General features: G+C 68.7%; 26 protein-coding genes and 1 pseudogene. 17 read left to right on the forward strand and 10 right to left on the reverse strand.

Annotated elements, in window-relative coordinates; genetic code table 11:
* Positions 1–16: 16 nt before the first annotated feature.
* The gene (locus OU415_RS22610) at positions 17–1,846 is read left to right on the forward strand and encodes a transketolase (RefSeq protein ID WP_270951064.1); all 1,830 of its coding nucleotides are present in this window, start codon (positions 17–19) and stop codon (positions 1,844–1,846) included.
* A gap of 61 nt (positions 1,847–1,907) precedes the next feature.
* Positions 1,908–2,102 (forward strand): DUF2795 domain-containing protein, encoded by a 195-nt coding sequence (locus tag OU415_RS22615; RefSeq protein WP_270951027.1) that lies wholly within the window; start codon positions 1,908–1,910, stop codon positions 2,100–2,102.
* A gap of 23 nt (positions 2,103–2,125) precedes the next feature.
* On the opposite strand, the gene OU415_RS22620 is transcribed toward OU415_RS22615, so the two are convergent.
* Together OU415_RS22620 and OU415_RS22625 are read right to left on the reverse strand one after the other, a co-directional pair.
* Positions 2,126–2,404, reverse strand: coding sequence for a DUF3040 domain-containing protein (locus OU415_RS22620; RefSeq protein WP_270951028.1), 279 nt, complete (start codon positions 2,402–2,404; stop codon positions 2,126–2,128).
* A 247-nt stretch (positions 2,405–2,651) separates the two neighbouring features.
* Positions 2,652–4,547: a collagenase gene (locus tag OU415_RS22625; RefSeq protein ID WP_270951029.1), complete on the reverse strand. Its 1,896-nt coding sequence runs from the start codon at positions 4,545–4,547 to the stop codon at positions 2,652–2,654.
* Between the two features lie 108 nt (positions 4,548–4,655).
* Between OU415_RS22625 and OU415_RS22630 the strand changes: the two genes are divergently transcribed.
* Both OU415_RS22630 and OU415_RS22635 read left to right on the forward strand, forming a co-directional pair.
* On the forward strand, positions 4,656–5,612 hold the full coding sequence (locus OU415_RS22630) for a LysR family transcriptional regulator (protein WP_270951030.1): 957 nt from the start codon (positions 4,656–4,658) through the stop codon (positions 5,610–5,612).
* Positions 5,613–5,881: 269 nt separating this feature from the next.
* Positions 5,882–6,904: an MBL fold metallo-hydrolase gene (locus tag OU415_RS22635; RefSeq protein WP_270951031.1), complete on the forward strand. Its 1,023-nt coding sequence runs from the start codon at positions 5,882–5,884 to the stop codon at positions 6,902–6,904.
* Positions 6,905–6,963: 59 nt separating this feature from the next.
* Here OU415_RS22635 and OU415_RS22640 read toward each other — a convergent pair whose 3' ends face one another.
* Entirely contained in the window at positions 6,964–8,079 is a 1,116-nt protein-coding gene (locus OU415_RS22640; protein ID WP_270951032.1) for an alpha/beta hydrolase, read from the reverse strand.
* 74 nt (positions 8,080–8,153) lie between these two features.
* Positions 8,154–8,900, reverse strand: a complete 747-nt coding sequence (locus tag OU415_RS22645; RefSeq protein WP_270951034.1) for a MerR family transcriptional regulator — start codon at positions 8,898–8,900, stop codon at positions 8,154–8,156.
* A gap of 209 nt (positions 8,901–9,109) precedes the next feature.
* Here OU415_RS22645 and OU415_RS22650 point away from each other — a divergent pair, with 209 nt between their 5' ends.
* Positions 9,110–10,393: an MFS transporter gene (locus OU415_RS22650; RefSeq protein WP_270951035.1), complete on the forward strand. Its 1,284-nt coding sequence runs from the start codon at positions 9,110–9,112 to the stop codon at positions 10,391–10,393.
* A gap of 22 nt (positions 10,394–10,415) precedes the next feature.
* Positions 10,416–11,381, forward strand: a complete 966-nt coding sequence (locus OU415_RS22655) for a phosphotriesterase family protein (protein WP_270951036.1) — start codon at positions 10,416–10,418, stop codon at positions 11,379–11,381.
* Here the strand turns inward: OU415_RS22655 and OU415_RS22660 are convergent, their stop codons facing one another.
* Complete coding sequence (locus tag OU415_RS22660; protein ID WP_270951038.1) at positions 11,382–12,413, reverse strand: Lrp/AsnC family transcriptional regulator; 1,032 nt, start codon at positions 12,411–12,413, stop codon at positions 11,382–11,384.
* A gap of 113 nt (positions 12,414–12,526) precedes the next feature.
* Between OU415_RS22660 and OU415_RS22665 the strand changes: the two genes are divergently transcribed.
* The 3 genes from OU415_RS22665 to OU415_RS22675 all read left to right on the forward strand — a co-directional run bounded on the left by OU415_RS22665 (position 12,527) and on the right by OU415_RS22675 (position 16,668).
* Complete coding sequence (locus OU415_RS22665; protein ID WP_270951040.1) at positions 12,527–14,056, forward strand: AbgT family transporter; 1,530 nt, start codon at positions 12,527–12,529, stop codon at positions 14,054–14,056.
* 20 nt (positions 14,057–14,076) lie between these two features.
* The gene (locus OU415_RS22670) at positions 14,077–15,330 is read left to right on the forward strand and encodes an amidohydrolase (RefSeq protein ID WP_270951042.1); all 1,254 of its coding nucleotides are present in this window, start codon (positions 14,077–14,079) and stop codon (positions 15,328–15,330) included.
* Between the two features lie 138 nt (positions 15,331–15,468).
* A complete protein-coding gene (locus OU415_RS22675) occupies positions 15,469–16,668 on the forward strand; it encodes a hypothetical protein (protein WP_270951044.1) in 1,200 nt (399 codons plus the stop codon).
* Positions 16,669–16,704: 36 nt separating this feature from the next.
* On the opposite strand, the gene OU415_RS22680 is transcribed toward OU415_RS22675, so the two are convergent.
* Complete coding sequence (locus tag OU415_RS22680; protein ID WP_270951045.1) at positions 16,705–17,328, reverse strand: TetR/AcrR family transcriptional regulator; 624 nt, start codon at positions 17,326–17,328, stop codon at positions 16,705–16,707.
* A 63-nt stretch (positions 17,329–17,391) separates the two neighbouring features.
* Between OU415_RS22680 and OU415_RS22685 the strand changes: the two genes are divergently transcribed.
* The 4 genes and pseudogenes from OU415_RS22685 to OU415_RS22700 all read left to right on the forward strand — a co-directional run bounded on the left by OU415_RS22685 (position 17,392) and on the right by OU415_RS22700 (position 19,764).
* Positions 17,392–18,219, forward strand: coding sequence for a class I SAM-dependent methyltransferase (locus OU415_RS22685; RefSeq protein ID WP_270951046.1), 828 nt, complete (start codon positions 17,392–17,394; stop codon positions 18,217–18,219).
* Between the two features lie 166 nt (positions 18,220–18,385).
* Positions 18,386–18,598: pseudogene (locus OU415_RS22690) on the forward strand (class I SAM-dependent methyltransferase); the annotation flags it as partial.
* Between the two features lie 52 nt (positions 18,599–18,650).
* Positions 18,651–19,067 carry a hypothetical protein gene (locus OU415_RS22695; protein ID WP_270951067.1) on the forward strand — a complete coding sequence of 139 codons (417 nt, stop codon included), beginning with the start codon at positions 18,651–18,653 and terminating at the stop codon, positions 19,065–19,067.
* 79 nt (positions 19,068–19,146) lie between these two features.
* On the forward strand, positions 19,147–19,764 hold the full coding sequence (locus OU415_RS22700) for a hypothetical protein (protein ID WP_270951047.1): 618 nt from the start codon (positions 19,147–19,149) through the stop codon (positions 19,762–19,764).
* Between the two features lie 43 nt (positions 19,765–19,807).
* Here the strand turns inward: OU415_RS22700 and OU415_RS22705 are convergent, their stop codons facing one another.
* Complete coding sequence (locus tag OU415_RS22705) at positions 19,808–20,290, reverse strand: hypothetical protein (protein ID WP_270951048.1); 483 nt, start codon at positions 20,288–20,290, stop codon at positions 19,808–19,810.
* Positions 20,291–20,427: 137 nt separating this feature from the next.
* Here OU415_RS22705 and OU415_RS22710 point away from each other — a divergent pair, with 137 nt between their 5' ends.
* The 3 genes from OU415_RS22710 to OU415_RS22720 all read left to right on the forward strand — a co-directional run bounded on the left by OU415_RS22710 (position 20,428) and on the right by OU415_RS22720 (position 23,382).
* On the forward strand, positions 20,428–21,264 hold the full coding sequence (locus tag OU415_RS22710) for a helix-turn-helix domain-containing protein (protein ID WP_270951050.1): 837 nt from the start codon (positions 20,428–20,430) through the stop codon (positions 21,262–21,264).
* Positions 21,261–21,437: a DUF397 domain-containing protein gene (locus OU415_RS22715; RefSeq protein WP_270951052.1), complete on the forward strand. Its 177-nt coding sequence runs from the start codon at positions 21,261–21,263 to the stop codon at positions 21,435–21,437. Before OU415_RS22710 ends, OU415_RS22715 begins: the two co-directional genes overlap by 4 nt.
* Before the next feature lie 97 nt (positions 21,438–21,534).
* Positions 21,535–23,382 (forward strand): CocE/NonD family hydrolase, encoded by a 1,848-nt coding sequence (locus tag OU415_RS22720; protein ID WP_270951054.1) that lies wholly within the window; start codon positions 21,535–21,537, stop codon positions 23,380–23,382.
* A 93-nt stretch (positions 23,383–23,475) separates the two neighbouring features.
* Here OU415_RS22720 and OU415_RS22725 read toward each other — a convergent pair whose 3' ends face one another.
* The 3 genes from OU415_RS22725 to OU415_RS22735 are packed head-to-tail and all read right to left on the reverse strand — an operon-like array spanning position 23,476 to position 25,257.
* Positions 23,476–23,883: an arsenate reductase ArsC gene (locus OU415_RS22725; RefSeq protein WP_270951056.1), complete on the reverse strand. Its 408-nt coding sequence runs from the start codon at positions 23,881–23,883 to the stop codon at positions 23,476–23,478.
* Positions 23,867–24,952 carry an ACR3 family arsenite efflux transporter gene (arsB, locus tag OU415_RS22730; RefSeq protein ID WP_270951057.1) on the reverse strand — a complete coding sequence of 362 codons (1,086 nt, stop codon included), beginning with the start codon at positions 24,950–24,952 and terminating at the stop codon, positions 23,867–23,869. Before arsB ends, OU415_RS22725 begins: the two co-directional genes overlap by 17 nt.
* Complete coding sequence (locus OU415_RS22735) at positions 24,949–25,257, reverse strand: ArsR/SmtB family transcription factor (protein WP_270951066.1); 309 nt, start codon at positions 25,255–25,257, stop codon at positions 24,949–24,951. The genes arsB and OU415_RS22735 overlap by 4 nt, the downstream gene beginning before the upstream one ends.
* A gap of 117 nt (positions 25,258–25,374) precedes the next feature.
* Between OU415_RS22735 and OU415_RS22740 the strand changes: the two genes are divergently transcribed.
* Positions 25,375–25,809 carry an ArsI/CadI family heavy metal resistance metalloenzyme gene (locus OU415_RS22740; protein ID WP_270951058.1) on the forward strand — a complete coding sequence of 145 codons (435 nt, stop codon included), beginning with the start codon at positions 25,375–25,377 and terminating at the stop codon, positions 25,807–25,809.
* The last annotated feature ends 150 nt before the right edge of the window (positions 25,810–25,959 follow it).

Below are 25,959 nucleotides of genomic sequence, written 5' to 3' on the forward strand. Positions count from 1 at the left end.
GGGCACTTGGTGGGGCATGGACCACCTGAGCTTCCGCTTCGAGCTGGCGCAGCAACTGCGGGTGGACTCCGTGCGGTGCAGCAGTGCTGCCGGGTCCGGCCATCCCACCTCCTCCATGTCGGCCGCCGACCTGATGGCCGGGCTGCTGGACGGACATCTGCGGTTGGACTTCGACCACCCGGAAGACCCCCGCAACGATCACCTGATCTTCTCCAAGGGGCACGCCTCACCTCTGCTGTACTCGTGCTTCAAGGCGGTCGGTGCGATCGACGACGCCGAGCTGATGACCTTCCGCGAGTTCGGGAGCCGGTTGGAGGGGCATCCGACTCCGATCCTGCCCTGGGTCGACGTGGCCACCGGGTCGCTCGGCCAGGGGCTGCCGATCGGGGTGGGCGTGGCGCTGGCCGCGCAGCGGCTGGACCAGCTGCCCTACCGGGTGTGGGTGCTGTGCGGGGACAGCGAGATGGCCGAGGGCTCGGTCTGGGAAGCGCTGGAGCACGCCGGGTTCGAGCAGCTGGACAACCTGATCGCGCTGGTCGACGTCAACCGGCTGGGCCAGACCGGGCAGACCATGCACGGCTGGGACCTCGACGCCTACGCCGACCGCGCGCGGGCCGCCGGGTGGCGGGTGCTGGAGATCGACGGCCACGACCCGGAGCAGATCGAGACCGCGTTGAAGGACGCCGAGGACGGCGACGGCCGTCCGGTGGCGGTGCTGGCGGCGACCAAGAAGGGCAGGGGCGTCGCCGAGGTCGAGGACAAACCGGGATTCCACGGCAAGGCGCTGGTGCACCCGGAGGAAGCGATCCAGGAGCTCGGCGGGCTCCGCGACCTGCGGGTCACCCCGGCCAAACCCACCACCACCGCGCAGCCGCACGTCTTCGAGGTGCGCGGCGGCGGGCTGCCCGCCTTCGAGCCGGGCACCAAGGTCGCCACCCGCAAGGCCTACGGCGAGGCGCTGCGCGCGCTCGGCGATCGCCGCGGGGACGTGGTGGCGCTGGACGGCGAGGTGGGCAACTCGACCTTCGCGGAGATGTTCCGCGATGCCCACCCGGACCGCTACTTCGAGATGTACATCGCCGAGCAGCAGATGCTGGCCGCCGCGGTGGGCATGCAGGTGCGCGGGTGGCGACCGTTCGCCTCGACCTTCGCCGCTTTCCTGTCCCGCGCCTACGACTTCATCCGGATGGCCGCGATCAGCCGGGCCGACCTGTGCCTGATGGGCTCGCACGCCGGGGTCGCGATCGGCGAGGACGGGCCGTCGCAGATGGCGCTGGAGGACTTGGCCGCGTTGCGCGCGGTGCACGGCAGCACCGTGCTGTACCCGTGCGATGCGAACCAGACCGTGCAGCTGGCCGCGGCGATGGCCGACCGGCCCGGGATCAACTACATGCGCACCAGCCGCGGCGCCACCCCGGTGATCTACGCGCCGGACGAGGAGTTCCCGATCGGCGGCTCCCGGGTGGTGCGCGAGGGCGACGACATCACGCTGGTCGGCGCCGGGATCACCTTGCACGAGTCCCTGCAGGCGGCGGAGATCCTCGCCGCGGAGGGCGTCCAGGCCCGGGTGATCGACCTGTACTCGATCAAGCCGGTCGACGCGGAGACGTTGCGCAGGGCTGCGACCGAGACGCGCGGTCTGGTCACGGTGGAGGACCACTGGCCGGAAGGCGGGCTCGGCGAGACCGTGCTCAGCGCGCTGGCCGGGGTCGGCGCTCCGGTGCACGTGCTGGCGGTGCGCATCATGCCTGGTTCGGGGACGCCGGCCGAGCTGCTCGGGCAGGCCGGCATCGACGCGCCCGCCATCGCCGCTGAGGCCAGGGAACTGCTCAAGGCGCACCGCTGATTCGCGGTTCCCGCAGGTGATGGGCGGGTAGTCGGATGTCGTCCCGGCCGGGAGGCGAGTGATGGCGTCCTTACCCGATCGCGCGGAGCTGCTCCGGTTCCTCTGCCACGTCCGATTTCCGGCGACCAAGCAGGAGATCCACCAGCAGTGCGAGGCGCTGGGCGCGCCCGCCGCGCACTTGGCCCGCCTGCGGACGCTGCCCGAAGGCACCTACGTCGAGCCCGACACGGTCCTGCAGGCGCTGCCGCACCCGTGAATCGTCCACATCGGACATCTGGTTCAGGTTCGCCCTTTTCTCCTGCCCCGCCACCAGAGCGCACCAGCGCTCGCGACGGTGACCGCGAACAGCGTGATCGAGCTCAGGACCAGCCCGCTGACCAGGCACAGCGCGGCCAGCAGCACGAGGAGCGCGAACACCAGGAACACCAGCACCCGGCGAACTCCGGTCCAGTCCCGGCGCCCGTCGAACCTCTCGAACTTCTCCGCCAGCCGAGGATCGCCGGACATCAGCGCCGATTCGATCTCGGCGAGCCTGTCCCGCTCATGCCTGCTCAACATGACGAGCTCCTAGCGACGTTCCCTGCGACCCCAAAGAGGTACCCGCCCCCCATCTGACTGAAGCCCGGAAGGGCCCATACAGATTGGCACGGCAGACTTCGCCGCCCCACGCGACGACCGGGTGATTTTCAGTCACGGAACGTGATCTTGAGCGATCACGTTTCGTCACACCGCGTGGTCGGGCGTCCGGGGCGAACGGACCGCTCGCCTCGGCCGGCGTTCTGAGCGGTCCGTTCGCCCCGACCGATCACGGCGTCGAGCAGGCCCCCGCGGAGCACTCGGTCAGCCAGTTCGCCCAGTCCTGGTCGTAGCTCGTGCCGATGGTCCCGGTGAGGAACTCGCGGGCACCGGCCCAGTCCCCCTTCCGGTACATCCCGAGCACGGTGCCGAGCTCGTCCGGATGGCGCTCGAACATGTACCGCACCGCCAGGTAGCCCCACCGGTAGACGCGGTTGGTGTCGGCGTTGTCGTAGGTGGTGTCCCACAGCTCGCTGAGCCGGTAGGTCTGCTTGCCCGCCTCCTCGATCGCCTCCGGGTAGGCCTGCTGCCGGTAGCTGTACGAGATGTACTCGCCGATGCCCTCCAGCCACCACACGGTGGGCGTGCTGGTCGACTCCGCGAAGTCGCCGTGCATGTCGAAGCGCCCGTCGAGGTAATGGGTGTACTCGTGGTTGAGGTTCCAGATCTCGAAGTCGGGGCGCTCCCAGTCGGCTTCGTGGGCGATGAACCGCGGCTGGTTGCCGGGCTGGGCCGGGTCGCCCTCCAGGTACATGCCGCCGTTGTTGGTGTCGATGCCGTAGATCGCGCCGGCGTAGGTCTGGTAGTCGCCGCCGGAGTCGAAGACGACCACCTCGATGGTGGTGTTGTTGTCATCGGCGACCGGCTGGCCGCCGGACTGGACCTTGTCGTGGAAGAACGCGTCCTGGCCGGTCAGGCTGGTGCAGGTGGCGTCCAGCTCTTCGGCCGACATCTGCTGGGCGCGGATGCCGATGCTCGGGCTGCAGGTGCGCTGGACGGTCAGGACCGCGTCGATCAGCCGCTGCTGCAGGTCGCAGGTGCCGTACTCGGCGCAGTTCTGGCCGTCGTGGAAGTCGACCACCTCGGCGATGCCGACCCACAGCGGCGCCGTCGGACCGGTCAGCCGGCTCTTGCCGAGCAGGTCCTTGAGCATCGGCCGGACCTGGTCGCGCAATGCTTCGTGCTGGCTGAAGCGGGCGAGTTCGCGGCCCGCGTTGGCGGTCAGGAACCCGCTGTCGCCGCCGAGCAGGTCGAGGTGCTGCGCGGCGAAGGTGTGCAGCGTTTCCAGGACGCTGGGGTCGGCGTGCACGGCGTCGACGAAGTCCGGGAACTGGTGTCCGCGGAACAGCACCGTGTAGACGTTGTTGACCGCATTGAGCATCCACCAGTACTGGTCGTAGGACGAGTCGTAGGCGGTGAGCAGCCGCTTGACGACGTCCAGGTACCGGCCGTTCTCCGCCGAGCTGTCGATGAGCGTCACCGATTCGGCGAGCACCTCGCCGCTCTCGTCGCTGACCGTCCCGGACTTCTCGTTGGCGAAGAACGCGTCCAGCGCGCCCTGGACCGCTGCCTTCAGCGCCGGTCCGTAGTCGCCGACGTTCTCCGGATCGCCGTACTGGACGTAGTACCCGGCGCGCAGGAACAGCACGAGCTGCGCGGTGCTCGTGCTGTTGTCCCCGGGATAGGCGACGGCGTTGTCCCGGTAGGCGTTGGCGACGGTGACCATCTGCTCTTCCCGGAACGCGCCGTGCGCGTCCGCGCCGGAGAGGCCGAACAGGGTGTTGATGCAGTCGGTCGTCGCGGCCTTGATCTCGCCGACCAGTTCCGCGCCGGTGGTACCGGTGAACCGAGACGCGTCGCAGTCCGCTTGCACCGGCTGCGTCGAAGGCCGTGGCCGGAACGGGAATTCCTGCGGTTCGGGGTGCTCGCGGGGGTTGCCGACCGGCAGCGGTGGGCGTTCGGAGGCGTCCAGCACTCGGGGATCGGCGGTTTTGCTTGTTGCCGCTGGGTTTTCGGCCAGGGCGGGCGCAGCGGGTGGGACCAGGCTCAGGGCCAGGACGAGTAGCACGGCGCGGAGCACTGCGGGACTCCGCCGACCGGCCGCACGGGGTGCTCTGATCGGCACGTTCGACCTCCTGCTCGGGGGCTCGGGGTGGGAGAACGCGCGCACGCAAGGGGAATTCTGGCAGCCAGCGGTGATCTGGCGTCATAAGCCGGGATATAGAGTTCCGCTATGACGATCGAGATCCGCCAGCTGCGGATGATCTGCGCGATCGCGGAAACCGGCAGCATCACGCGCGCCGCGGCCCGGTTGGAGCTCACCCAACCCGCGCTGAGCAACCAGCTGCAGGCGATCGAGAAGATGCTCGGCGATCCGCTGTTCGTGCGCAGCAGAACCGGTGTGGTGCCGACGGATTTCGGCCGCCGGACCGTCGACCGGGCGCGGATCGTGCTGTCGGAAGTGGATTCCCTCTTCGGCGCGGCGGGCAGACCGTCGCCGTCGACCGAGCCGCTGCACCTCGGATGCGCGCACCTGGCGTGCGTGCCGAGCGTGGTGGACCGGATGCAGGACGGCCGGCTGGGGCAGTCTGTGATGCTGCACGTCGAATCTTCCGCTGCGGTGCTGGCGGATTCGCTGTCCCGGGGACGCTACGACGCGGGATTGGTTGCCAACGCTGAAGGTTTCTCCCTCGCGTTGGAACGCCCGGTGATCAGCCGCGTGCTCGTGCCGCGCTACCCGTGGTTCGTCGCGCTCGCCGCCGACCACTGGGCCGCCGACCGCGACGAGGTCCGGCTGGCCGATCTGGCGGACGAATCGTGGATCGGACCGCCCGGAGCCGACGACGGTTCGCTGGCGGTGTTCCGCTCTGCTTGCCTGGACGCCGGTTTCGAACCGCGGATCCAGTTCGAGGCGCCCAGCGGCGGGGCGCGCGAACTCGTCGCGCGCGGCTACGGAATCCGGTTGGTGGAGCCCACGTTCGCCGTCCCGGAGGGCACCGCCGTGCTGCCGCTGGCGGGGCATCCCCTGGTCGCCCGGCTGGCGGTGGCCTGGCGCCCGGACCGCCTGACCCGAGCGCAGGCGGACGTCCTCTACCAGGACCTCGCACGGGCCTACCTGGCGCACGTCCCGGACAACCCGGCCTTCCACCGCTGGTGGAACGCCCACCCCGAAGTCCACCCGGTCCTCTGAGCCGCGGCCGGGGTTCCGCAAATTCCATTGAATTTCGAGGTCCGATTTCAATGGAATTTTGATCCCGGCCGGTGACCGCGTCCGGCTGAACGCAGACGACCTGTGTCCGAGGTTCCGGCCAGCGACACCGTCGCGCAGAACAGGCCTGGAAAACCCCTCGCGGTGGCGCCGGCGGTGTGACGTGGCGCAGGGCACACTGACCGGTCGGTATGTCTGTGGTACGTCTACTGGGACGCCCCTGAACAGGTGGCGGGCTCGGAGGTGTGGTCATGGGCGACGCGCGGCACGAGTGGATGCGACCCGGTGCGCACGAGGTCGCGCCCGGGGTGCACCGGATCCCGCTCCCCCTTCCCAACGACGGTCTGCGGGCGGTCAACGTCTACGCGATCAGCGACGGCGACGGGCTCACCCTGGTCGACGGCGGCTGGGCGCTGGACGAGGCGCGCGAGCAGCTCACCGCCGGGTTGCGGAAGATCGGCGCTGGGCTCGGCGACATCAAGCGGTTCCTGGTCACCCACGCGCACCGCGACCACTACACGCAAGCCGTCGCCGTGCGGCGCGAGTACGGATCGCGGGTGCTGCTGGGCGAAGGCGAGCAGCACACGATCCGCAAGCTGATGGACCCCGGGCACACGCCGTTGGACAAGCAGGTCGAGCTGCTCACCGCGTGCGGCGCGAAACCGGTGCGGGACGCGGTGATCGCCGCCCGCGGCACGAAGTACCGGTCGACCGACTGGGAGGAGCCCGACGAGTGGATCACCGAGTCCACCGACGTCGACCTGGCCGACCGACCGCTGCGCGCCCTGCCGACTCCCGGCCACACCCGCGGCCACGTGGTGTTCGTCGACGGCTCTAGCGAGCTGCTGTTCGCCGGTGACCACGTGCTGCCGCACATCACCCCGTCCATCGGCTTCGAGCAGGCGCCCAGCGAATCGCCGCTGCGCGACTACATGGCCTCGTTGCGGCTGGTCCGCTCGCTGCCGGACATGCGGCTGCTGCCCGCGCACGGCCCCGTGACCGACAGCGTGCACCAGCGGATCGACGAGCTGCTCGACCACCACGATCGACGCCTGGCGACCACGGCCGACGTCGTCGCGCGCGGTGCCACCACCGCCTACGAAGCAGCACGCGCGTTGACCTGGACCCGCCGCGAACACGCCCTGGACGACCTGGACCCGTTCAACCAGATGCTGGCGGTCCTGGAAACCTCGGCCCACCTCGACGTGCTGGTCCTGCAGGCCAAACTCCGCACCGAGACCATCGACGGCGTCAAGCACTACACCCCGGCCTGACCCGGTCCGGTCCGCAGTTTCAATTGAAACTGCGGTTCCTCGGCGGGGGCTGGATGCGATCAGCGGGACAAGTGCGTGGCGAAGAAGCCGACCACGTGGTCGCGGATCGCGGGCACCGATTCGGCCGGGTCGATCGTGCCGACCAGCTTCGCCCGGTCCTCTGCTCTCATCAGCCCGGCGTCCTGGAGCTGGGGTGCCGTGGTGCCGTAGTCGGTGAGCACCCAGTGGGTGGCGTCATCGAGCTGCTGCCAGCGGGTGCATCCGCGCTGATGAGCAAGCATCGCTGACCACGACCGCTCGATCCGCTCGTCGCGGAAGCCGTCGGTGCCGAGCAGCAGCAGCGGTCGGTCCGTGCCCTCCCGGGCGATCGGGAGCAGCTCGCCGGGCTCTTCCGGCAGGTATTCCAGGTATCCCTCCATGTTGACCGCGGCAGCGATTCGCCGGTCCTCGTGCATCACCTCGGCCGCGGTCGCCCCGCCGGCGGAGTGCCCGTAGCTGCCGACTCGTCGCAGGTCCAGCGCCCGGCCGAGGTTGTCGGGAAGTTCCCGGGATTCCGCGTCGGGGTTCCGCCCGGCGGCCAGCTCTCCCAGCTGGTCCAGGACGAACCGGGTGTCGGCGATGCGGGTGCCGAGCATGGTGCGGAACAGCGCCGGGTCCGTCCGCGGATCGCCGGGCATGTCGATCATCCGCACCCGACCACCGGGGAACTCGACCTCGCTGGTCTCGCCGGGGTGGTCGATGGTCACCACGACGTTGCCGTTGCTGGCGAGCTCTTCGGCGAGCCCGGTGCCGATGGCGCGCGGATCGACGCCACCGGGGCTGTAGAGCAGGACCGGCCGCCGGACGGGTTGAGCCGGCGCGCCGGTGTGCGAGTGGGTCGCGGTGGCCGCCCAGTCGACCGCCTCGTCCGGCAGTTCGGGATGCAGGTAGACCGGGTCGAATCCCTTGAACGCCTCCGCCGCGGCGGGCGTCAGCTGCGGTGCGAGCGGGTATCCGCGGACGTCGTCCGCCGGGTAGAACACCGTGACCATCAGTTCCCTGGCGCCGCCGTGCCACGGGTCGGTCCGGTCGCGGTCGACCAGGTGCAGCACGGTGGTGCCGAGCCGGTGCGGGCCGGCCGGGGGCGGCAGCTCCAAGGTCACCTCCGCCGGGACCGGACTCGTCGTTCCAAGCATGTTTCCCCTCCTGTTTCAGGGCATGACAGGTCAAGCCACCAATTCCGTTGCGTGCAAATGCTTTCCGCTGCTGGTCAGCTCAGGGACTCGGCGACGCGGTCCAGGTAGTCCGGCAAGTCCTCGCCGAGCACGAAGTCCTGCCGCTCGGGAACGGCGCGCTCGCGGAGGAACTGCAGCATCGAACTCAGGATCTCCGGATCGCCACCGGTGAACACGTCGACCAGCTCGAACAGCCGCCGGGCGCTGCGCTGCACGTCGGGGTCGTCCACCGGGTCGTCGGCCTGGCAGTGGCGCACCAGTTTCGCCGCCACCAAGGGCCATTCCGAGTCCAGCATCTCCCTGCCCTCGGGTCCGAGCGCCTCGGCGCGTTCGGCTAGGACGGCCCGCTGCTCATCAGTGATGTGCTGGTCGATCGTGCTCATCCGCCCCAGCGCGGCGAGGAGCTCGCCGGTTTCCGGACGCCGGGATTCGTCCAGCTGCTCCAGCAGGCTCCTGGTCCGGTTCCGCAGCGCGTCCAACCGGCTCGCCTGCTCGTCGAGCTGACCGAGGTGCCCGACGAGCACCTCGCGCAGCGCGGCGGGATCGGCCAGCACGTCACCGATCTCCTCCAACGACATCCCCAGCTCCCGAAGCAACCGGATCTGGTAGAGCCGCTGCAGGTCCTGCTCGGTGTACCTGCGGTGCCCGGACGCGGTCCGCTCACCGGCCCGCAGCAGCCCGAGCTCGTCGTAGTGGTGCAGCGTGCGCACGGTCAGGCCGGTCGCCTCGGCCAGCGCCCCAACGCTCCGAAGCGGCCGCTTCGCACCCCCGGTTCCGGTCACGGATCCGACACTAGAACCTCCCGCTACGTCAGGTTCAACCCCCGGTTCAGCGCGCCAGCAATGACGCGCCGATGCCCAATTCCGTTGTGGGCTGCAGATCCCGAAGCCTTGCGCCCCTCTACAGGCCGCCCTACTATCCCTGAGTCTCGATCGATCGATCGAGCGGTTTGCGGAGAGCCGACCGAACAGCTCGCGGCGGGAGCGATGGGATGCACGGCACCAGAGATCTGCGTCGGGTGGCTTCCGCGGCGTTCGTCGGCACGGCCTTGGAGTGGTACGACTACTTCCTCTTCGGCGCCGCTGCCGCGCTGGTCTTCGACCGCGTCTTCTTCCCCGACCTCGACCCGAGCACCGGTCTGATTGCCTCCTTCCTCACCTTCGCGGTCGGCTTCGTCGTCCGGCCGCTGGGCGGAATCCTGTTCGGGCACATCGGTGACCGCTTCGGCAGGCGGCGGGCGCTGACCGCCACCCTGCTGATCATGGGGCTGTCCACCGGCGCGATAGGGCTGCTGCCCGGCTACCAGCAGATCGGGTTCGCCGCCCCGCTCCTGCTCGCCTTCCTGCGCTGCCTGCAGGGGATGTCCGCCGCCGGCGAGTGGTCCGGTGCGACGCTCATGGCGGTCGAGCACGCGCCCGCCGGGCGGCGCGGCTGGTACGGCGCGATGCCGCAGTACGGAGCGCCGGCGGGCACCCTGCTGTCCAGCGGCGCGATGGCGCTGGCGACGCTGCTGCCCGACGAGCAGTTCTTGTCGTGGGGTTGGCGGGTTCCGTTCCTGGTCTCGTTCGCGCTGCTGGTGGTCGCCTTCCAGGTCCGGCGCCGGGTCGAGGAATCGCCGCTGTTCCAACGGGAATCCCGGGAGAAGGTGCCGGTCCTGGCGGTGCTGCGCGGCCACTGGCGGGAGGTGCTGGTCGCGTTGTCGGCGACCATCGCCAACACCGGTGGCCTGTACCTGCTGACGACGTTCCTCGTCGGCTACGGCACGAGCGCCTTGGGGCTGTCCAGGCAGGTGATGCTCGCGGCGACGCTGATCCCGGCGGCGCTGGAGTTCGCGGTGATGGCCTTCAGCGCGCGGCTGACGGACCGGTTCGGCCCGGCCCGCATCTGCGTCTCCGGGTCGCTGCTCTCCGCGGTCACCGCTTTCCCGGTGTTCCTGCTGGTGGACACGCGATCCCCGGCGTTGGTGGTGCTGGGAGCCGTCATCGGGATCAGCATGCTCACCGTCACCTACGCCGCGCTGGGCACCCTGCTCGCGTCGATCTTCCCGCCGCCGCTGCGCTACACCGGCGTCGCGATGGGCGTCAATCTGGCCGGGGTGGTCGGCGGGCTGCTGCCCTACTTCGCCACCCAGCTGCTCGTGGTGTCCGGCAACGCTTCTTGGCCCGCGGCGGCGCTGCTGCTCGCGATCTCGGTGTGGAGCCTGCTCGGCAGCCTCGCCGCCCAGCGCCGGACGCGCGCGGAAACCGAAGCGCGACAACCCGAACCAGCAGCCTGACCGCGACGAGAGGAAGCTCAGCATGCCCAGCGTGATGACCGCGTCAGGTCCGGTCGAACGGGATCGGCTAGGTCCCACCCTCCCCCACGAGCACCTGTTCATCAACCTGCTCCGCGAACGCCGCGGGGATGGCCTGATCGTCGACGAGCAGCTGGTCACCGAGGAGGTCGGCGCGTTCGCCGAGCTCGGCGGCGGCACCATCGTGGACCTCACCTCCGCCGAACTGACCACGGGTGCCGCGCCGGTGCCCAGCCATGACGCCACCGGCAGCACCCGCGACCCGCAGAACGTCCTGGCCATCGGGCGCGTCGCGAAAGCCAGCGGGCTCAACGTGGTGCTGGGCACCGGGCACTACCGGGACCCGTTCCTGGAGCGGGACTGGTTCGACCGGCACGACCCGGACCAGATCGCCGAGCACCTGGTCCGGGACCTGACCGAAGGCTTCCCCGGAACCGGTATCTCGGCGGGCATCATCGGCGAGATCGGCGCCGACAAGTGGTACATCTCGGCGGCCGAAGAGCGGTCGTTCCGCGCTGCTGCTCGCGCCCACCGCGCTACCGGGGCCGCCATCTACACGCACGCGGCGCGCTGGCCGGTCGGCCTGCCGCAGCTCGACCTGCTCGCCGAGGAGGACGTGGTGCCGGAGCGGATCGCGATCGGGCACTGCGACCTGGTCGAGAAGCCCGGCTACGCGCTGGAGATCGCGCGCCGAGGGGCCTACGTCGGGATCGACACCATCTTCACCGCCAACCCGCACGAGGTGGGTCGGCGGGTGGCGATGGTGCTCGAGCTCGCGCGGGCCGGTCATCTCGACCAGATCCTGCTGTCCCACGACGTGTGCGTGAAGTCGCAGCTCAGCGCCTACGGCGGCCCCGGGTACTCGTTCGTGCAGACCGTCTTCCGGAAGGCCTTGCGCGAGGCGGGGATCGACGACGGCGAGTTCGAGCACATCACCGCAGCCAACCCGGCGCGGTTGCTCTGCGGGTGATCACGCGCTCGGGAGGTGGAGTTCGGCCCAGGGGTCGGTGGGGACGGTTTCGGTGCTGCGGCCCAGGTCGTCGAGGATCCGGGACTGCCGCTTCGGTTGGCGGAGGGTGATCGCGCGTTCGGCCAACGACAGCGACGGCAGCTGGGCCGCCAGCCGCTCCTCCAGGCGGTGGCAGTCCTCCGGTGCGCGCAGCCAGACGATCATCACCAGGTTGTGCGCGCCGGTCACCGCAGCGCAGAACCGGATCTCCGGGAGCTTGGCCAGCGACCGGCCCACCTCCGACAGGTCCTCGGCGGGCGCGTTGGCCCAGAAGATCGCCGAGACCGGCCATCCGGTGAGGCTCTGCGCGACTTCGCAGCGGATCGACACCAGTCCCTGGTCGACCAGCTTCGCCAACCGCCGCCGCGCCGTCGACACGCTGGTCCCGGTCAGCTCGGCGAGCTCGGCCACGCTCCGCCGCCCATCGGTGCTCAGCGCGACGATCAGGTCGCGGTCCTTCTCGGTCAGCACGCCCTGCTTCGCGCGCGGGGGCGCGTGCGCGGCCAACTGCGCTCGCTGCGCCGGGGACAGCGCGTTGAGTCGCCACTGCACGCCTTCGCTGAAGATCGTCGTCGCGGTGTGCACGCTCGCCCGCCGCACTCCGGGGTGGTGGCTGAGCTCGTCGAGCACGAATCGCGACAGCGCGGGGAGGCTGCGCGCGTTGATCAGGACCAGCAGGTCGCGGCCGCTGCCCACGTGGTGCACCGAAACGACTTGCGGCAGCCGGGCCAGCAGGACCGCGAGCCGGTCCCGCTCGCTCGGTCGGCAGTCGATCTCCACGCATCCCAGCACGAACGCGGTCGGCGCGGTCAACCGCGCGTAAGCGGTCATCCACACCAGGCCCTGCTCGGTGATGCGCTGCCACCGGCGGGCGGCCGTGCTCGGATCGATCCCCAACACCGAACCGATGACCTGCCAGGAACCCCGCGGGGCGATCTGCACGGCGTTGACGAGCGAGAGGTCGACCTCGTCGAGGCTGGACGAATCTTGCATGCACGGACCTTCATATGACGATTTCCAGCAATTCAAGCAGCGCTTCTGGTGCGTTGTCCACCCTGTCGTGAACTGCGGGCGGCGGCCCGCGCTCGACTTCGCCCGGAGACCTCATGGACACAGACGCAGCGCCTGCCCGGCGGACCCGGTTGGACCGGGTGTTCGCCGGCATCGAGCGGATCGGCAGCAAGCTGCCCGAACCGTTCTTCCTGTTCGTCTACCTGCTCGCGGCGCTAGCGGTGATCTCCACCGCGGTGGCCGCTTTCGACGTCACCGTCGACGTTCCCGGCAAGGCCGAACCCGTCCCGGTGCGGGCGGTGCTCAGCACCGACGGCCTGGTCTGGTTCCTGACCAACTTCGTGGACAACTTCATCGGCTTCCCGCCGCTGGGCACCGTGCTGGCGATGATGCTGGTGGTCGGTTTCGCCGAGCGCACCGGTTTCCTGTCCTCCGCGGTGACGCTGGTGTTCGGCCGCGCGCCGCGCTGGCTGCTGCCGTACGCGGTGGCGTTCGTGGCGTGCCAGGCGCACGTCATGTCCGACCCGTCGCTGATCGTCATCCCGCCGCTGGCCGCGCTGATGTTCAAGGCGGCCGGACGGCACCCGGTGGCTGGCCTGATCGGCGCTTTCGCCTGCGGGGCAACGGGTTACGGCGGCGGGATCCTGATCGGATCGCTGGACGGCCTGCTGGAGGGCATCACCGAGAAGGCGGTCAAGATCGCCCCGCTCGGCGTCGAGGTGCACACCCACATCGCGATGAACTACTTCTTCGCGGCCACCGCGGGTCTGCTGCTGCCGCTGGTCGGCGGGTTCCTGATCGACCGGGTGCTGGAGCCGCGGCTGGGCCCGTGGACCGACCCCGACGGCGAGCAGACCGCCGAACTCACGCCGCAGCAGCGCAAGGGCGTGTGGCGGGCGTTCGCGTTGCTGGCCGTCTACGCCGTGGTGGCCTTCGGCACCTGGCTGATCCCCGGCAGCTTCCTGCGCGGCGAGGGCGGAGCGCTGGTGCCGTCGCCGTTCCTGGACAGCATCGTGCCGCTGATCATCATCGCGTTCCTGCTGGCCGGGCTCGCCTACGGGCTGACCGCGGGCACCGTCGCCCACCGCGCCGACCTGCCTCGGATGATGACCGAAACCGTCAAGGACATGGCGGGCTACATCGTCTTCATCTTCGTCGCGGCCCAGTTCATCGCGCTGTTCACCTGGTCGAACCTGGGCACTCTGATCGCCATCGGCGCGGCCGACGGACTGCGCGCCGCCCATCTGACCGGTTTCCCGGCCATCCTGGTGATGGTGCTGCTGACGACGGTGGCGAACCTGTTCATCACGTCCGGTTCGGCGCTGTGGTCGCTGCTGGCCCCGGTGATGATCCCAGCTTTCTCCATCCTCGGCTACGACCCGGCGTTCATCCAGGCCGCCTACCGGATCGGCGACTCGACCACGCAAGCGGTCAGCCCGCTCAACGCCTACGTCTACATCCTGCTCAGCGTCAACAAGAAGTACCAGCCGGAGACGCAGCTGGGCACGCTGCTGGCGCGGTTGAGCTTCTTCGTGCTGCCGTTCTTCGCGATGTGGCTGCTGATCCTGGCCGCGTTCTACTTCTTCGACCTGCCCATCGGCCCGGGTTCGGGCATCCGGCTGTAACCGTCCACAGAGGAGAGATGATGAACTTCGACGAGCTCGTGGCGTTGCGTCGCGACTTCCACCAGCACGCCGAACCGGCGTTCCTGGAGATCCGCACCTCCAGCATCGTCGTGTCCCGCCTGCGCGAACTGGGCCTGGAACCGCTGACGGGCCAAGCAGCGATGCGCGCCGAAACCGTGGTCGACTACCCCACCGCCGAGCAGCGCGAGCTGTTCGCCGAACGCGCGGTGCGCACCGGGGCGGACGCGGAGAACGTCAAGCACGCCGCGGAGTTCGGCACGGCAGTGATCGCCGATGTCCAGGGCAACCGACCGGGCCCGGTCTGGGCCTTGCGCTTCGACATGGACGCGCTGCCGCTGGCCGAGTCGGACAGCCCCGAGCACGCCCCGGCGGCGAACGGCTTCCACTGCGACTACGGCGCGATGCACGCCTGCGCGCACGACGGCCACACCGCCATCGGCCTCGGCCTGGCGAGCCGCCTGGTCGCCGACAACGATTTCGCGGGAACCGTGCGATTCCTGTTCCAGCCCGCGGAGGAAGGCGGCCGCGGCGCGGCGTCGATGCTCGCGGCCGGCGCGGTCGAAGGCGTCGACCGGTTCGTCGCCGTGCACCTCGGCCTGGACGACCCGGCGGGCAAGGTCAGCGGCGGCATCCAGGGCCTGCTGGCCACCACCAAGATGCGAGCCACCTTCGCCGGCACCGCGGCGCACGCCGCCGGAGCCCCGGAGCAGGGCGCGAACGCGCTGGTCACGGCAGCGAGCGCGCTCCTGAACGTGATGGCGCTGCCGCGCTACTCGTCCGCGGACACCCGCATCAACGTGGGCACCCTCCAAGGCGGCGACAACGTCAACATCGTCCCGTCCTGGGCCACCATGACCCTCGAAGCCCGCTCCACGGACTCCGACGTCAGCGCCTCCCTGACCGAACGCATCAAGACCACCCTGCGCGGCTCCGGCGAAATGCACGGAGTGGCGGTCGACGTCGTCGAAACCGGCGGCTCGGCCACCATGGACTGCGACGCCGAGCTGGTCGACGCGGTCAACGCCATCGCAGCCGACCTCCCGGACGCCACGAGCACCGAAGGCCTCAAGCAGATGGGCGGCAGCGACGACGCCAGCCTCTTCGCCCGAGAAGTCCAGCGAAACGGCGGAATCGCGACCTACATGACAGTCGGCGGAGGCAACGAAGCCCCCCACCACAACCCGCTGTTCGACATCGACGAACGCGCGATCCCGGTCGCCCTGGACGTCCTGGAACAGCTCATCCGCCGCTGAGCAAACGGAGGGTGCCTTCCACCGACCTGTTGGAAGGCACCCTCCTGCTCACGTGCCTCTAGAACCTGTGAAGGTAAGCGAGGGATCAGTCCAGGCAAAAACGAGAGGAATCGGCGGCACATCCCTAACATCTGCTGGGTGGGAACCGTCGAAGCGCTGACACCGAACCTGAGCCAGGCCGACACGGCTGGTCTGCTCGAGGTCGACCCGGACGAACTCGCCGGGTACGCGGCCGATGCGGCGCAACCTTGGTTCCGTCGCAAGCTGTGCGCAGATGCGCTCGCAGGGCGCGTTCCGGAAACGCGCGTACCGGTGCTGTTGGAGTGCATCCGCGATCGCAGCGAAACGCCCCGGGCCCGCAGCGCCTTGCTCGGCATCCTCGGGCACCGGGAAGAACTTCGAGCCTGGCTGTACCACGAGGACCGGGAGTCCGACGACGCGTACGGGATGCCCGAGGCGATATTGAGCGCACGCGGTGCCGCCGGAGATCGCACGACGGCTCATGACCTGGCGACGCTTGCGAACGATCCGTGGGCTCACCGCCGCGTGGTCGGCGAGGCCGGATTGGACGCGCTCGTCGCCCGGTACGGGGCCGAGGCGATCATCGCTGATCTCGGGGACGCGCGTCCGGAAGATCGTGCGTTCCGCGTGCGGATGCGGCATCGCGCGGGCGAGGACGTGACGACGGCACTCGCGGACCCGGACGCGGGAGTGGCACATTTGGCCCATTCGCTCGTGGACGACGAAGAGCGCCTCCGCGAGTACTTCGAACAAGCTCCCACCGTCGAGGCGAAGCTGTGGTCGGTGTGTGCGCTGTACCGCCTCAACAACGACCTCGCCGAAGCCCGGGCGATCTACGACTCGCTGGGGCGTCCTCGCGTCGAGGTCGACGGTCTCGACGACGAAGTCCGTGCTGCGGTCCGTCGCGAATACGTGCCCGATTGCGAACCGCGAACCGATCCGCGCTGGCGACTCGAAGAGATCTGCGCCGATCCGGTTCAGCCAGCCGACGAGGACGAGCTGCTCGCACGCGCGAGAGCAGCGCTCACCGCAGCGAACCTGGAACCGGGAACTCCGCGGTCAGACGAACCTCCCGGAGGTCGGACCACGTACAACGTGCTCGATCACGTGGGCGGCTCGGTCGCCGTCAGCACCCTCGGTCGATTCGTCATCAGCAACGAGGCGAACTCCGCCGCTCGAAGTGCCCTGGAACCAGCTGGATTCCGCTGGATCGATGAGCCTCTCGCCTCGACGACTGTCACCGGACTCTGCACCTACTTCTTCGGCAACCGTGGGCCGCTCGAAGTCCGGGACCTCCTCTTCTTCTGGCAGGACTGAAGCAGACCAGCGGTTCACCTCCTCGCTGTTATCCGATCAGCAGGAAACGAGCTGGGCGCGGAGAGTGTCGTAGGCCCACTGCTCCCACTGGTCCGGAGTCCAGCCGCGGTCGCGGACCAGCAGCAGGTAGAGCTCTGGGCTGAGGAGGCCGAACAGGACGTCGGCGGCGTGGTCGGCGGACAGCTCAGCTCGCGTTCCTGGCTTGGTGACCAGGGATTTCGCCGTTGCGGCTTGGACGGTGTAGCGCGGGTCTTCGCCCTTCGGCCACAGGTCCACGACCTCCGGGTCCGTCGCTGCCGCGACGCGCAGCACCTCCACGATCGCCGCGACCCGCTCCAGCACCTGGCGGGTGCCCGCGATGTGCGCGCGGAGGTGGGCTTGCGCGGTCTCCTCCGCCAGGGCGTCGCGGAACCACTGGCGGTCCATCGTCGCGACCGGCTCGTCGTCGCCCGCGATCGCGGTGTCCACGACCTCCTTCAGCAGGTTCCGCTTGTTGCGGAACGTGAAGTAGATGGTCTGAACCGCGACTCCGGCCCGGTCCGCGATGTCCTGCAACGGCGTCGCGCCGTAACCGCGCTCCACGAACAGCTCGCCCGCTGCGCGCAGCATCCGCAGTCGTGTCTGCTTGGCCTTCTCGGCCCGCTTGTTGACCGGACTCATGACTGGAGTCTATAACTAGAGTCCATCACTAGTGACAAACTCTAGTGAAACTGGAGGGTCCCGATGCAGAACGTGGTCAACGTCCAGCAGGCCGAGGCGTGGAACGGCTGGGAGGGCGAGCTCTGGGCATCGAACGCCGAGCGCTACGACGGGATGCTCGACGACTTCAACGCTGCGCTGTTCGCCGCCGCCCAGATCGACCGAGCCCACCGAGTGCTCGACGTCGGGTGCGGCACCGGAAGAACCACGCGGCTGGCCGCCGGACAGGCGACGCGCGGCCGAGCCGTCGGCGTCGACATCTCCGCCCCGATGGTGGCCCGCGCCCGCGCCGATTCGGCCGACATCCCCAACATCGAGTTCGTCCAAGCGGACGCCCAGGTTCACCCGTTCCCGGAAGCCGGTTTCGACGTGGCCATCAGCCGCGGCGGCGTGATGTTCTTCGCCGACCTGGTCGCCGGGTTCAGCAACATCCGCCGCGCGCTCCGCCCCGACGGCAGGCTGGCGTTCATCAGCCCGGCAGCCCCCGATCCGGATGGCGACTACGCTCGCGCGACCGCAGCCCTGGGCGAGTTCATGAAGAAGCCGTCACCAGCATCCCTCGGCATGATGTCCATGGTGGACCCCGTCCGCATCGACGAAGTCCTCGACTCCGCCGGATTTCGCGACATCGCAGTGGAGAAGGTCGAAGCCGATCAGAACTTGGGCGAGAACGCCGACGACGCAGCGGAGTTCGTCTGCTCGCTGGCACCGGTCCAGTTCAACCTGCGACACCTCGACAAATCCACTGTGGATCGGCTCCGCGCGGAGCTGAGCTCGGGACTCCAACCGCACGAAACCGCGCAGGGCGTGCGGGTCGGCGGCACCGTTTGGCTGGCCAGCGCCACCTGCTGAAAGGGAAGGACCTGTCGTGGAGCAGACCGCGAACACCTCGCAGTCCGAATCCTGGAACGGTGCTGAAGGCACCCACTGGGCCGATCACCAAGACCGCTACGACGCCGTGAACTGCGGGTTCAACGACGACCTGCTGCAAGCCGCGAGCCTCACCGAACGGGATCGGGTGCTCGACATCGGTTGCGGCAACGGACAGACGACCCGGATGGCCGCCGCACGTGCGATGCACGCCGTCGGCGTGGACCTGTCGGCTCCGATGCTGCAACGAGCTCGGCGCACGGCGGCGCAGGAAGGCATCGGCAACGTCTCGTTCGAACAGGGCGATGCCCAGGTGCACCCGTTCCCACCTGCCGGTTTCGACGTGGTGATCAGCAGGTTCGGCGTGATGTTCTTCGCCGACCCGATCGCCGCGTTCACCAACATCCACCGCCTTGCGGCCCGGCGGCCGGCTGGCGTTCGTCTGCCTGCGCGAGCGCCACGACGGAGACCTGGGCACGGTCCTGGATGCGATGGCCGAACACCTTCCGGCGCCCGCCCCCGTCGACCCGCACTCCCCCGGCCCGACCTCCCTGGCGGACCCGAACCGCATCCACGAAGTGCTGACCGGCGCCGGATTCTCCGACGTGACGGCAAAGCCCGTCGATGCACCCCAGCTCTGGGGCCACGACCCGGCCGACGCGGCCAACTTCCTCTTCGAGTGGGCCCCGGTTCGAGCAATGCGCAGCAATGCAAACGCGACCGAAACAGAACGCGCCCACGCAGCCCTCACCGAAGCGATGCAACGCCACCACCAACCCAACGGTGTGCAACTGCGCGGCTCCGCATGGCTGACCACCGCCACCCGCTGAAGCCCCCAACGCACTGAGCCTTTCGCGTAACGACTTGCTGCTCCGTGCGACCACGGTGCGGTCATGGCCGGTGCGCAGGATGACGAGGGCGGCTGCGACGATCTGCGAAGTTGATTTTGGTCGGACCAACCTTTATACCCAGGAGGTCGACACCACGATGACCGACGCCCGCACCCCACCTGCATCCTGGCCCCGCGCCGCCGCCTCGGGCCTCGTTGAGGTCGAGCGACACCTCTTCCGGCTCTCAGACCCGGAGGCACCGGCGTTGCGCCAGGCCCCGCTCCCCTCCGAGGAGTCTCCCGTCACAACCGGAGCCGGCCCAGATCTCGCGCTGTTCCACAGCGTTCTGGAGGATGGCGCCGTACATGCGGATTTGGAGCTTTGGGAGCACCCCGCGCCCGAACCGCCCCATCCGTGGGATCTGACGGTCGTCCACGAGGTGGAGATCGCCGGTCCGCACATCGCGCTCGTCTCGGGTACCTCCAGCCTCGGGACGGAATGCGTCCTCCCGGTGCCCACCGACACCTACGTCCTCGACGCCCGCTGCCGCGACCGAGCCGCAGCCGAGGCGGCCTTCCTCGCCTGGCTGGACGAGGAGGAGGAAGAAGGAGCGGAGCCAACGACCGAATCCTGGCCCCACGACGGGATCGAGCGCTGGCTCGTACGGCTGTGGCCCACTAGACCGACCACCGCTTGACGCGGTAGCCCCGATCACCCCAAGCCCCGCATTCAGGTCGGGATCACCTCCTCGCCGCCAACCAGCCGAAACGGCGCAGCGCCGCAGCGAAGCGCTCGGTTTCAGCGGCCAGACGCCCCAAACTGCCGGTGTCGACCTCGCCTGCGCGGATTCGACTCTCCTCGTCTGCCAAGTCCTGATGCAGCACCAGCATTGCTGACGCCATCTCCGGCGGCGTATCGATCCGCGCGGGGATCATCTGGTTCAGGTCCGACCGGTCGGCGAGGACTGGAAAGGCAGCAGCCACAATGCAGTCCGTGCACTCCAGAATCCCCGTCGGCAGGTCAGGGCATCGCTCCCCTGGACGTGAACACACTTCCACTTCTTCGACTTGGAACACCCGCCGACACCAGGACCTGACCAAGGAATCCGTTGTGTTGCAACGAATGTGAGCGAATCTGCACCAGTCCGGGACGATCCCCTTGCGGTATTGGAAGTGCTTGAACTGCTTGGTTTCTGAAAAAGCCGAATCTGGCTCCAATTTCATGTTCCCCGCCCTATCGCGCCGTTTCCTGCTCGCACCACCCGTTGTGGTAATTACTGAATCTTGTTGCAACGTGCCACCATCGACAACGCCGTGACCATGTGCGCAACAGGTGATCAGCGTTTGGAACGGAGCAGATCGTGGCTAGAACCCCGAGGGGACGAGCGCTGGGAAATGCGCTTCGCGAAGCCCGCCAAGAGCACGGGCTCACCGTCCGAGGCTTCGCAACCCAGCTTGGACGAGATCCCGGTGTCCTGTCGAGATGGGAAACCGGCGACCGGATACCCAAGCCGGAACAGGTCGCTCAGATCTTGACCGCGCTAGGAGTGAACGGGCAGCGCTTCGAGGAAGTCATAGACCTCGCTTACGGTGCGAGCGATTCGAGCTGGGTGGCTACAACGCTGCCCGAGAACCGGCAACAGCTCGCCGCCCTGCTCGATCTGGAGCAGGGAGCCACCAACATCACCGAGGTCTCACCCTTGCTCGTCCCAGGTTTGCTGCAGACGACCGACTACATCCGGGGCATCATGGGTTCCGGGCTACCAGCTGGAGAACTCGCTACCCGCGTTTCGATCCGGATCGGGCGTCGAGAAGTGCTCACCGGCCACAAGCCCACCCAGTTCACCGGCATGATCGGCCAATCAGCTCTGACGCAGGTCATCGGGTCTCCCGACGTTCTCACCGACCAGCTCAGGCACCTCCTGGAAATCGGGCGGCGCCCGAACATCGAACTGCGGATCATCCGGTCTGATTCTGGCTGGAATCCCGCGCTGGACGGGCCGTTCATGCTGATCGAAGGACCATCTGGCGTGGCCGTCCACCTCGAGAACCGCAAGTCAGGGCTCTTCCTCCATGAAGAAGCAGACATTCGCATGTACAGGCAGGCGATCGAGATGGTACGAACAGCCACGCTGAGCCCGGAAGACTCGGCGAAGCTCATCGCGGACTTGGTTGACAGGATGGAGCGAAAGGCATGACCACCTCGAAGACCTGGATCAAATCGTCCCGCAGCCAGAGCACATCGACTTGCGTCGAACTGACCACCGACCTCGACGAGATTCGCGACTCCAAGAACCCGTCCGGACCAACGTTACGGGTCGATGTCGCCAGCTTCGTGCAAGCCGTCAAGGATGGCCGGTTCGATCGCTGAGCACCACGCGAGCCGTCCGTGATCGTTGGTCTTGGGCGGTTCGCGTAACCCTGGGCCGTTCTGGTCGTTGATCTCCCCGACGTGCTGGGAGGTCTTCATGCGCCGGAGTTCGTTGGCCCTGTTGCTGGCGCTGGTGACGGTTCTCGCCGGGTTGACCACGGTGAACACCGCTGCCGCGCAGGACAGTTGGGTGGCTCGTGGGGAGGAGTACCCCTCGACCGCCACCGAGAGCGACGTTGCGATTCCGATGTCCGACGGCACCGTGCTGCGCGGTGATGTTCAGCGGCCGGCCGATGCTGGTGGGAATCCGCTCGACGGGCGGTTTCCCGTGCTGCTGACCATCACCGCGTACAACAAGACCGTGCTGAACGGGCCCGCAGCAGCGGCGATGGGCGATCCCAGCTACTTCGTCAAGCGCGGATACGTGCAGGTCACCGTCGATGCTCGCGGTACCGGCAGCTCGGGTGGTTCGTGGGCGGCGTTCAGCGAGCGCGAGAACACCGACGCCGGTGAGATCGTCGAGTGGGCCGCCTCCGCCGAACGGCCGTGGAGCAACGGATCCGTTGGCATGCACGGTCCTTCGTACATGGGGATCAGCCAGCTGTTCGCCGCCGCCAACCGGCCGGCCGGGCTGAAGGCCATCTTCCCGCAGGTCCCGGCTGCCGACACCTACCGCGACGTGGTCGCCTCCGGTGGTGCCGTCGACGTCGGGTTCATCCCGCTGTGGTTGGGGCTGGTCACGGGCACCGGGCTCATCCCGCCCGCGTACGGACCGGGCGAACCCGACAACGCGCTGCAGATGTACCTGTCGCGAATCCAAGGTGCTACCGGGTTCACCGCGCCGATGCTGCTCTCCGCGACGCTGGGGTTGGACTCGGCGTTCGACGGACCGTTCTACGCCGAGCGCTCGCCCATCAACGTCGTCGACCGCATCGACGTGCCCACCTTCCTCGTCGGCGGCGAGTACGACCTGTTCCAGCGCGGCACGCCGATGGTGTTCGACCGGCTCCGCGAGCGCGGCATCCCGACCAAGATGATCTTCGGCCCGTGGGACCACCTGCAAGCCAGCCAGGGCACCGGAATCGAGGACGCCGGGCACGGCACGTTGCAGGAGCTCCAGCTGCGCTGGTTCGACCACTACGTGCGCGGTCTGGCCGACCCGGCGCTGGACGCCGACATCCCGCCGCTGACCTGGCACGAGATCGGTTCCGGCCAGTGGCACCAGGCGCAGGACTGGATCGACGAGCAGCGCGCCACCACGTTCCAGCTCTCCGGCACCTCGCTCCCGGCCTCGCCGGGGAAGCTGGTCGCCGACGACGCCGAACCGGGGCAGACCACGGTCGCTCCGGTCCCCGTCTCCGGCCTGTGCACGCGCTCGGCCAACCAGTGGACCGCGGGACTGCCCAACACCATCGCGCTCGGGAAGCTGTGCGAGGACAACCGGTGGAACGACCTGTCCGGAGCGGTCTTCGAAACCGAACCGGTGGCCGAGCCGCTGCGGATGCGCGGTCCGATCAACGCTCGGCTGAACATGTCGACGCCGACCGGGAACGGCATGGTGTCGGTCTCGGTGTCGTCGGTGTCGCCGACCGGCGAGGTCAACCGGCTCACCGGCGGCTGGCAGGTCCTGTCCCACCGGGCGCTCGACGAATCCCGCTCGCGCTACCTCGACGGGAAGCTGATCCAGCCGTACCACCCCTTCACCAAGGAAGCCCAGAACCTGCTTCAGCCAGGCGAGATCGCGCCGATCGACGTGGAGGTCTTCCCCACCGGCGCGGTGATCCCGCCCGGCCACAAGCTGCGGATCGCGGTGCAGGCCTACGACGTGCCGCACCTGCTCCCCACGCTGCGCGACCTCCCGGCAGCCCTGTCCCCGCTGACCATCCACACCTCACCGGAACACCCGTCGGAGCTCACCCTCCCGACGATCCCCGCCGGCAGGTGAGCCAGATGTCGTGAGTGTTTTGTGGCGTCATAGCACCCCAAAACACTCACGACCCTCTACCTGCGCAAAGCCCTCTTCCGCGACCGAGCAGCTTCAGCTGCTGGGAACGAGTTCGGCCAGCAAGGCCTGGACCCGGCGGTCGATCTCGTCGCGGATCTCTCGTACGGCCGCGACGCCCTGCCCGGCCGGATCGGACAGCTGCCAATCCAGGTAGCGCTTGCCGGGGAAGACCGGGCAGGCGTCACCGCAGCCCATCGTGATCACCACGTCCGCGGCCTCGACCGCGTCGGTGGTGAGCTTCTTGGGAATCTCCCGCGACAGGTCGATGCCCAGTTCGCTCATGACGGCCACAACGGCGGGGTTGATGGTCTCCGCCGGATCGGATCCGGCCGAGCGCACTGTCACGTTGCCCTGTGCGCGGTGCTGCAGGAGAGCCGCGGCCATCTGCGAACGTCCGGCGTTGTGGACGCAGACGAACAGGATTTCAGGCGTGCGGGGCATGATCGCTCCAGGTCGTGCGGGCGGGTTCGGCGAACCAGCGGCGTGCGGCCAGGGAGACGTAGACCAGGCCGACCAGCACCGGCACCTCGATGAGCGGGCCGACGACGCCGGCCAGGGCTTGTCCGCTGGTGACGCCGAAGGTGCCGATGGCCACCGCGATCGCGAGCTCGAAGTTGTTGCCCGCAGCGGTGAACGACAGGGTCGCCGACCGCTCGTAGTTCAGGCCGATGGCCTTGCCCAGCGCGAAGGACCCCGCCCACATGATCGCGAAGTAGGCCAGCAGCGGCACGGCGATGCGCGCGACGTCCACCGGCCGGCTGGTGATCTGGTCGCCTTGCAGGGCGAAGAGGACCACGATGGTGAACAGCAGCCCGTAGAGCGCGACCGGACCGATCTTGGGCAGGAACCGGTCCTCGTACCAGTCCCGGCCCTTGGCCCGCTCCCCCAGCTTGCGGGTCAGGTACCCGGCGACCAGCGGGATGCCGAGGAAGATGAGCACGGACTTGGCGATCTGCCACGCCGAGACGTCCAGGCCGACCTGGGGCAGGCCGAGCCAACCGGGCAGCACCGAGAGGTAGAACCAGCCGAGGGCGGCGAACGCGACCACCTGGAACACCGAGTTCAGCGCCACCAGCACCGCGGCGGCCTCGCGGTCACCGCAGGCCAGGTCGTTCCAGATGATCACCATGGCGATGCAGCGCGCCAAACCCACGATGATCAAACCGGTGCGGTACTCGGGCAGGTCGGGCAGGAACACCCACGCCAGCGCGAACATCACCGCCGGGCCGATGAGCCAGTTGAGCACCAGCGAGGAGATCAGCAGCCGCCGGTCGCCGGTGACGGTGTCGAGCCGGTCGTAGCGGACCTTGGCCAGCACCGGGTACATCATCACCAGCAGGCCGAGCGCGATCGGCAGCGAGATCCCGTCGACCTGCACCGCGTCGAGAGCGGGCCCGAGGCCGGGGATCCAGCGTCCGGCGAGGAGCCCGACCAGCATCGCCGCACCGATCCACACCGGCAGCAACCGGTCCAACGTGGACAGACGGGCCATCGCCGCATTTCGGGTCATGCGGTCACCTCATCGGCCGGAGCGAGCACGCTGGACAGCGAAGCCAGGACCTCGGGGCGCACCCGGTAGTAGATCCACGTGCCGCGGCGTTCGCCCTCGATCACCCCGGCCTCCCGCAGCACCTTGAGGTGGTGCGAGATCGTCGGCCCGGACAGCTCGAAAGCCCCGGTCAGGTCGCACACGCACGCCTCGCCGCCCGCGTGCGAGGCGATCAGCGACAGCAGCCGCAACCGCACCGGCTCGCCGATCGCCTTGAACACCCGCGCCAACTCCACCGACTGCTCGGCCGTCAACGGCTCCCCCATCAGCGGGGAGCAGCACAGCTCCGACTCCTGTTTCGACACCCCTCTAATTTGACACACCTCGAATCAGAGGGGCAAACTGACCCCGCTGTTTCGACGTCCATCTAGACAGGGGTCGTGATGTCGCGCATCCAACTCGCCCTCCGGGTCGGCGACCTGGAAGGTTCGATCTCCTTCTACTCGAAGCTCTTCGGCGCGGAACCGGCCAAGCGCCGCCCCGGCTACGCCAACTTCGCCGTCGCCGACCCGCCGCTCAAGCTCGTCCTGCTGGAAGGCGAGCCGGGCCAGGCAACGGTCATGGACCACCTCGGCGTCGAGGTCGACAACACCGGAACCGTCCACGAAGCCGCCGAGCGACTGGCCGCCTTGGGCCTGTTCACCGAGGTCGAGAACGACACGACCTGCTGCTACGCCCGCCAGGACAAGGTCTGGGTGCACGGCCCCGGCCGCGAACCCTGGGAGGTCTACGTGGTCAAGGCCGACTCCGAGACCGCGGGCGAATCCCCAAACCTCCTGGTCGAGCCCAGCGAGACGCAAGGGAAGTGCTGCAACTGAGGACGCTTGTGGTGCTGGTCGAGCCCCCCGTTACCGTTTTCGTGGCTCTGATCAAGAGCCCTGGTCGCCAGGCCTGGCATGACTTTGTCCCCCAGTCGAACGGATGATCCGGGGGGTGGTGTCACCAGGCCTGGTGGCATCGGTGGACCG

Origin of the sequence: Saccharopolyspora oryzae (genome assembly GCF_027853915.1) — a bacterium.
Classification (GTDB): domain Bacteria; phylum Actinomycetota; class Actinomycetes; order Mycobacteriales; family Pseudonocardiaceae; genus Saccharopolyspora; species Saccharopolyspora oryzae.

Bases quoted from the DNA above. Each gene is read 5' to 3' on its own strand.
- OU415_RS22610 (WP_270951064.1), top strand. From the start codon at position 17: ATGGACCACCTGAGCTTCCGCTTCGAGCTGGCGCAGCAACTGCGGGTG.
- OU415_RS22615 (WP_270951027.1), top strand. From the start codon at position 1,908: ATGGCGTCCTTACCCGATCGCGCGGAGCTGCTCCGGTTCCTCTGCCAC.
- OU415_RS22620 (WP_270951028.1), bottom strand. From the start codon at position 2,404: ATGTTGAGCAGGCATGAGCGGGACAGGCTCGCCGAGATCGAATCGGCG.
- OU415_RS22630 (WP_270951030.1), top strand. From the start codon at position 4,656: ATGACGATCGAGATCCGCCAGCTGCGGATGATCTGCGCGATCGCGGAA.
- OU415_RS22635 (WP_270951031.1), top strand. From the start codon at position 5,882: ATGGGCGACGCGCGGCACGAGTGGATGCGACCCGGTGCGCACGAGGTC.
- OU415_RS22640 (WP_270951032.1), bottom strand. From the start codon at position 8,079: ATGCTTGGAACGACGAGTCCGGTCCCGGCGGAGGTGACCTTGGAGCTG.
- OU415_RS22650 (WP_270951035.1), top strand. From the start codon at position 9,110: ATGCACGGCACCAGAGATCTGCGTCGGGTGGCTTCCGCGGCGTTCGTC.
- OU415_RS22655 (WP_270951036.1), top strand. From the start codon at position 10,416: ATGCCCAGCGTGATGACCGCGTCAGGTCCGGTCGAACGGGATCGGCTA.
- OU415_RS22660 (WP_270951038.1), bottom strand. From the start codon at position 12,413: ATGCAAGATTCGTCCAGCCTCGACGAGGTCGACCTCTCGCTCGTCAAC.
- OU415_RS22665 (WP_270951040.1), top strand. From the start codon at position 12,527: ATGGACACAGACGCAGCGCCTGCCCGGCGGACCCGGTTGGACCGGGTG.
- OU415_RS22670 (WP_270951042.1), top strand. From the start codon at position 14,077: ATGAACTTCGACGAGCTCGTGGCGTTGCGTCGCGACTTCCACCAGCAC.
- OU415_RS22680 (WP_270951045.1), bottom strand. From the start codon at position 17,328: ATGAGTCCGGTCAACAAGCGGGCCGAGAAGGCCAAGCAGACACGACTG.
- OU415_RS22685 (WP_270951046.1), top strand. From the start codon at position 17,392: ATGCAGAACGTGGTCAACGTCCAGCAGGCCGAGGCGTGGAACGGCTGG.
- OU415_RS22700 (WP_270951047.1), top strand. From the start codon at position 19,147: ATGACGAGGGCGGCTGCGACGATCTGCGAAGTTGATTTTGGTCGGACC.
- OU415_RS22705 (WP_270951048.1), bottom strand. From the start codon at position 20,290: ATGAAATTGGAGCCAGATTCGGCTTTTTCAGAAACCAAGCAGTTCAAG.
- OU415_RS22715 (WP_270951052.1), top strand. From the start codon at position 21,261: ATGACCACCTCGAAGACCTGGATCAAATCGTCCCGCAGCCAGAGCACA.
- OU415_RS22720 (WP_270951054.1), top strand. From the start codon at position 21,535: ATGCGCCGGAGTTCGTTGGCCCTGTTGCTGGCGCTGGTGACGGTTCTC.
- OU415_RS22725 (WP_270951056.1), bottom strand. From the start codon at position 23,883: ATGCCCCGCACGCCTGAAATCCTGTTCGTCTGCGTCCACAACGCCGGA.
- arsB (WP_270951057.1), bottom strand. From the start codon at position 24,952: ATGACCCGAAATGCGGCGATGGCCCGTCTGTCCACGTTGGACCGGTTG.
- OU415_RS22735 (WP_270951066.1), bottom strand. From the start codon at position 25,257: ATGGGGGAGCCGTTGACGGCCGAGCAGTCGGTGGAGTTGGCGCGGGTG.
- OU415_RS22740 (WP_270951058.1), top strand. From the start codon at position 25,375: ATGTCGCGCATCCAACTCGCCCTCCGGGTCGGCGACCTGGAAGGTTCG.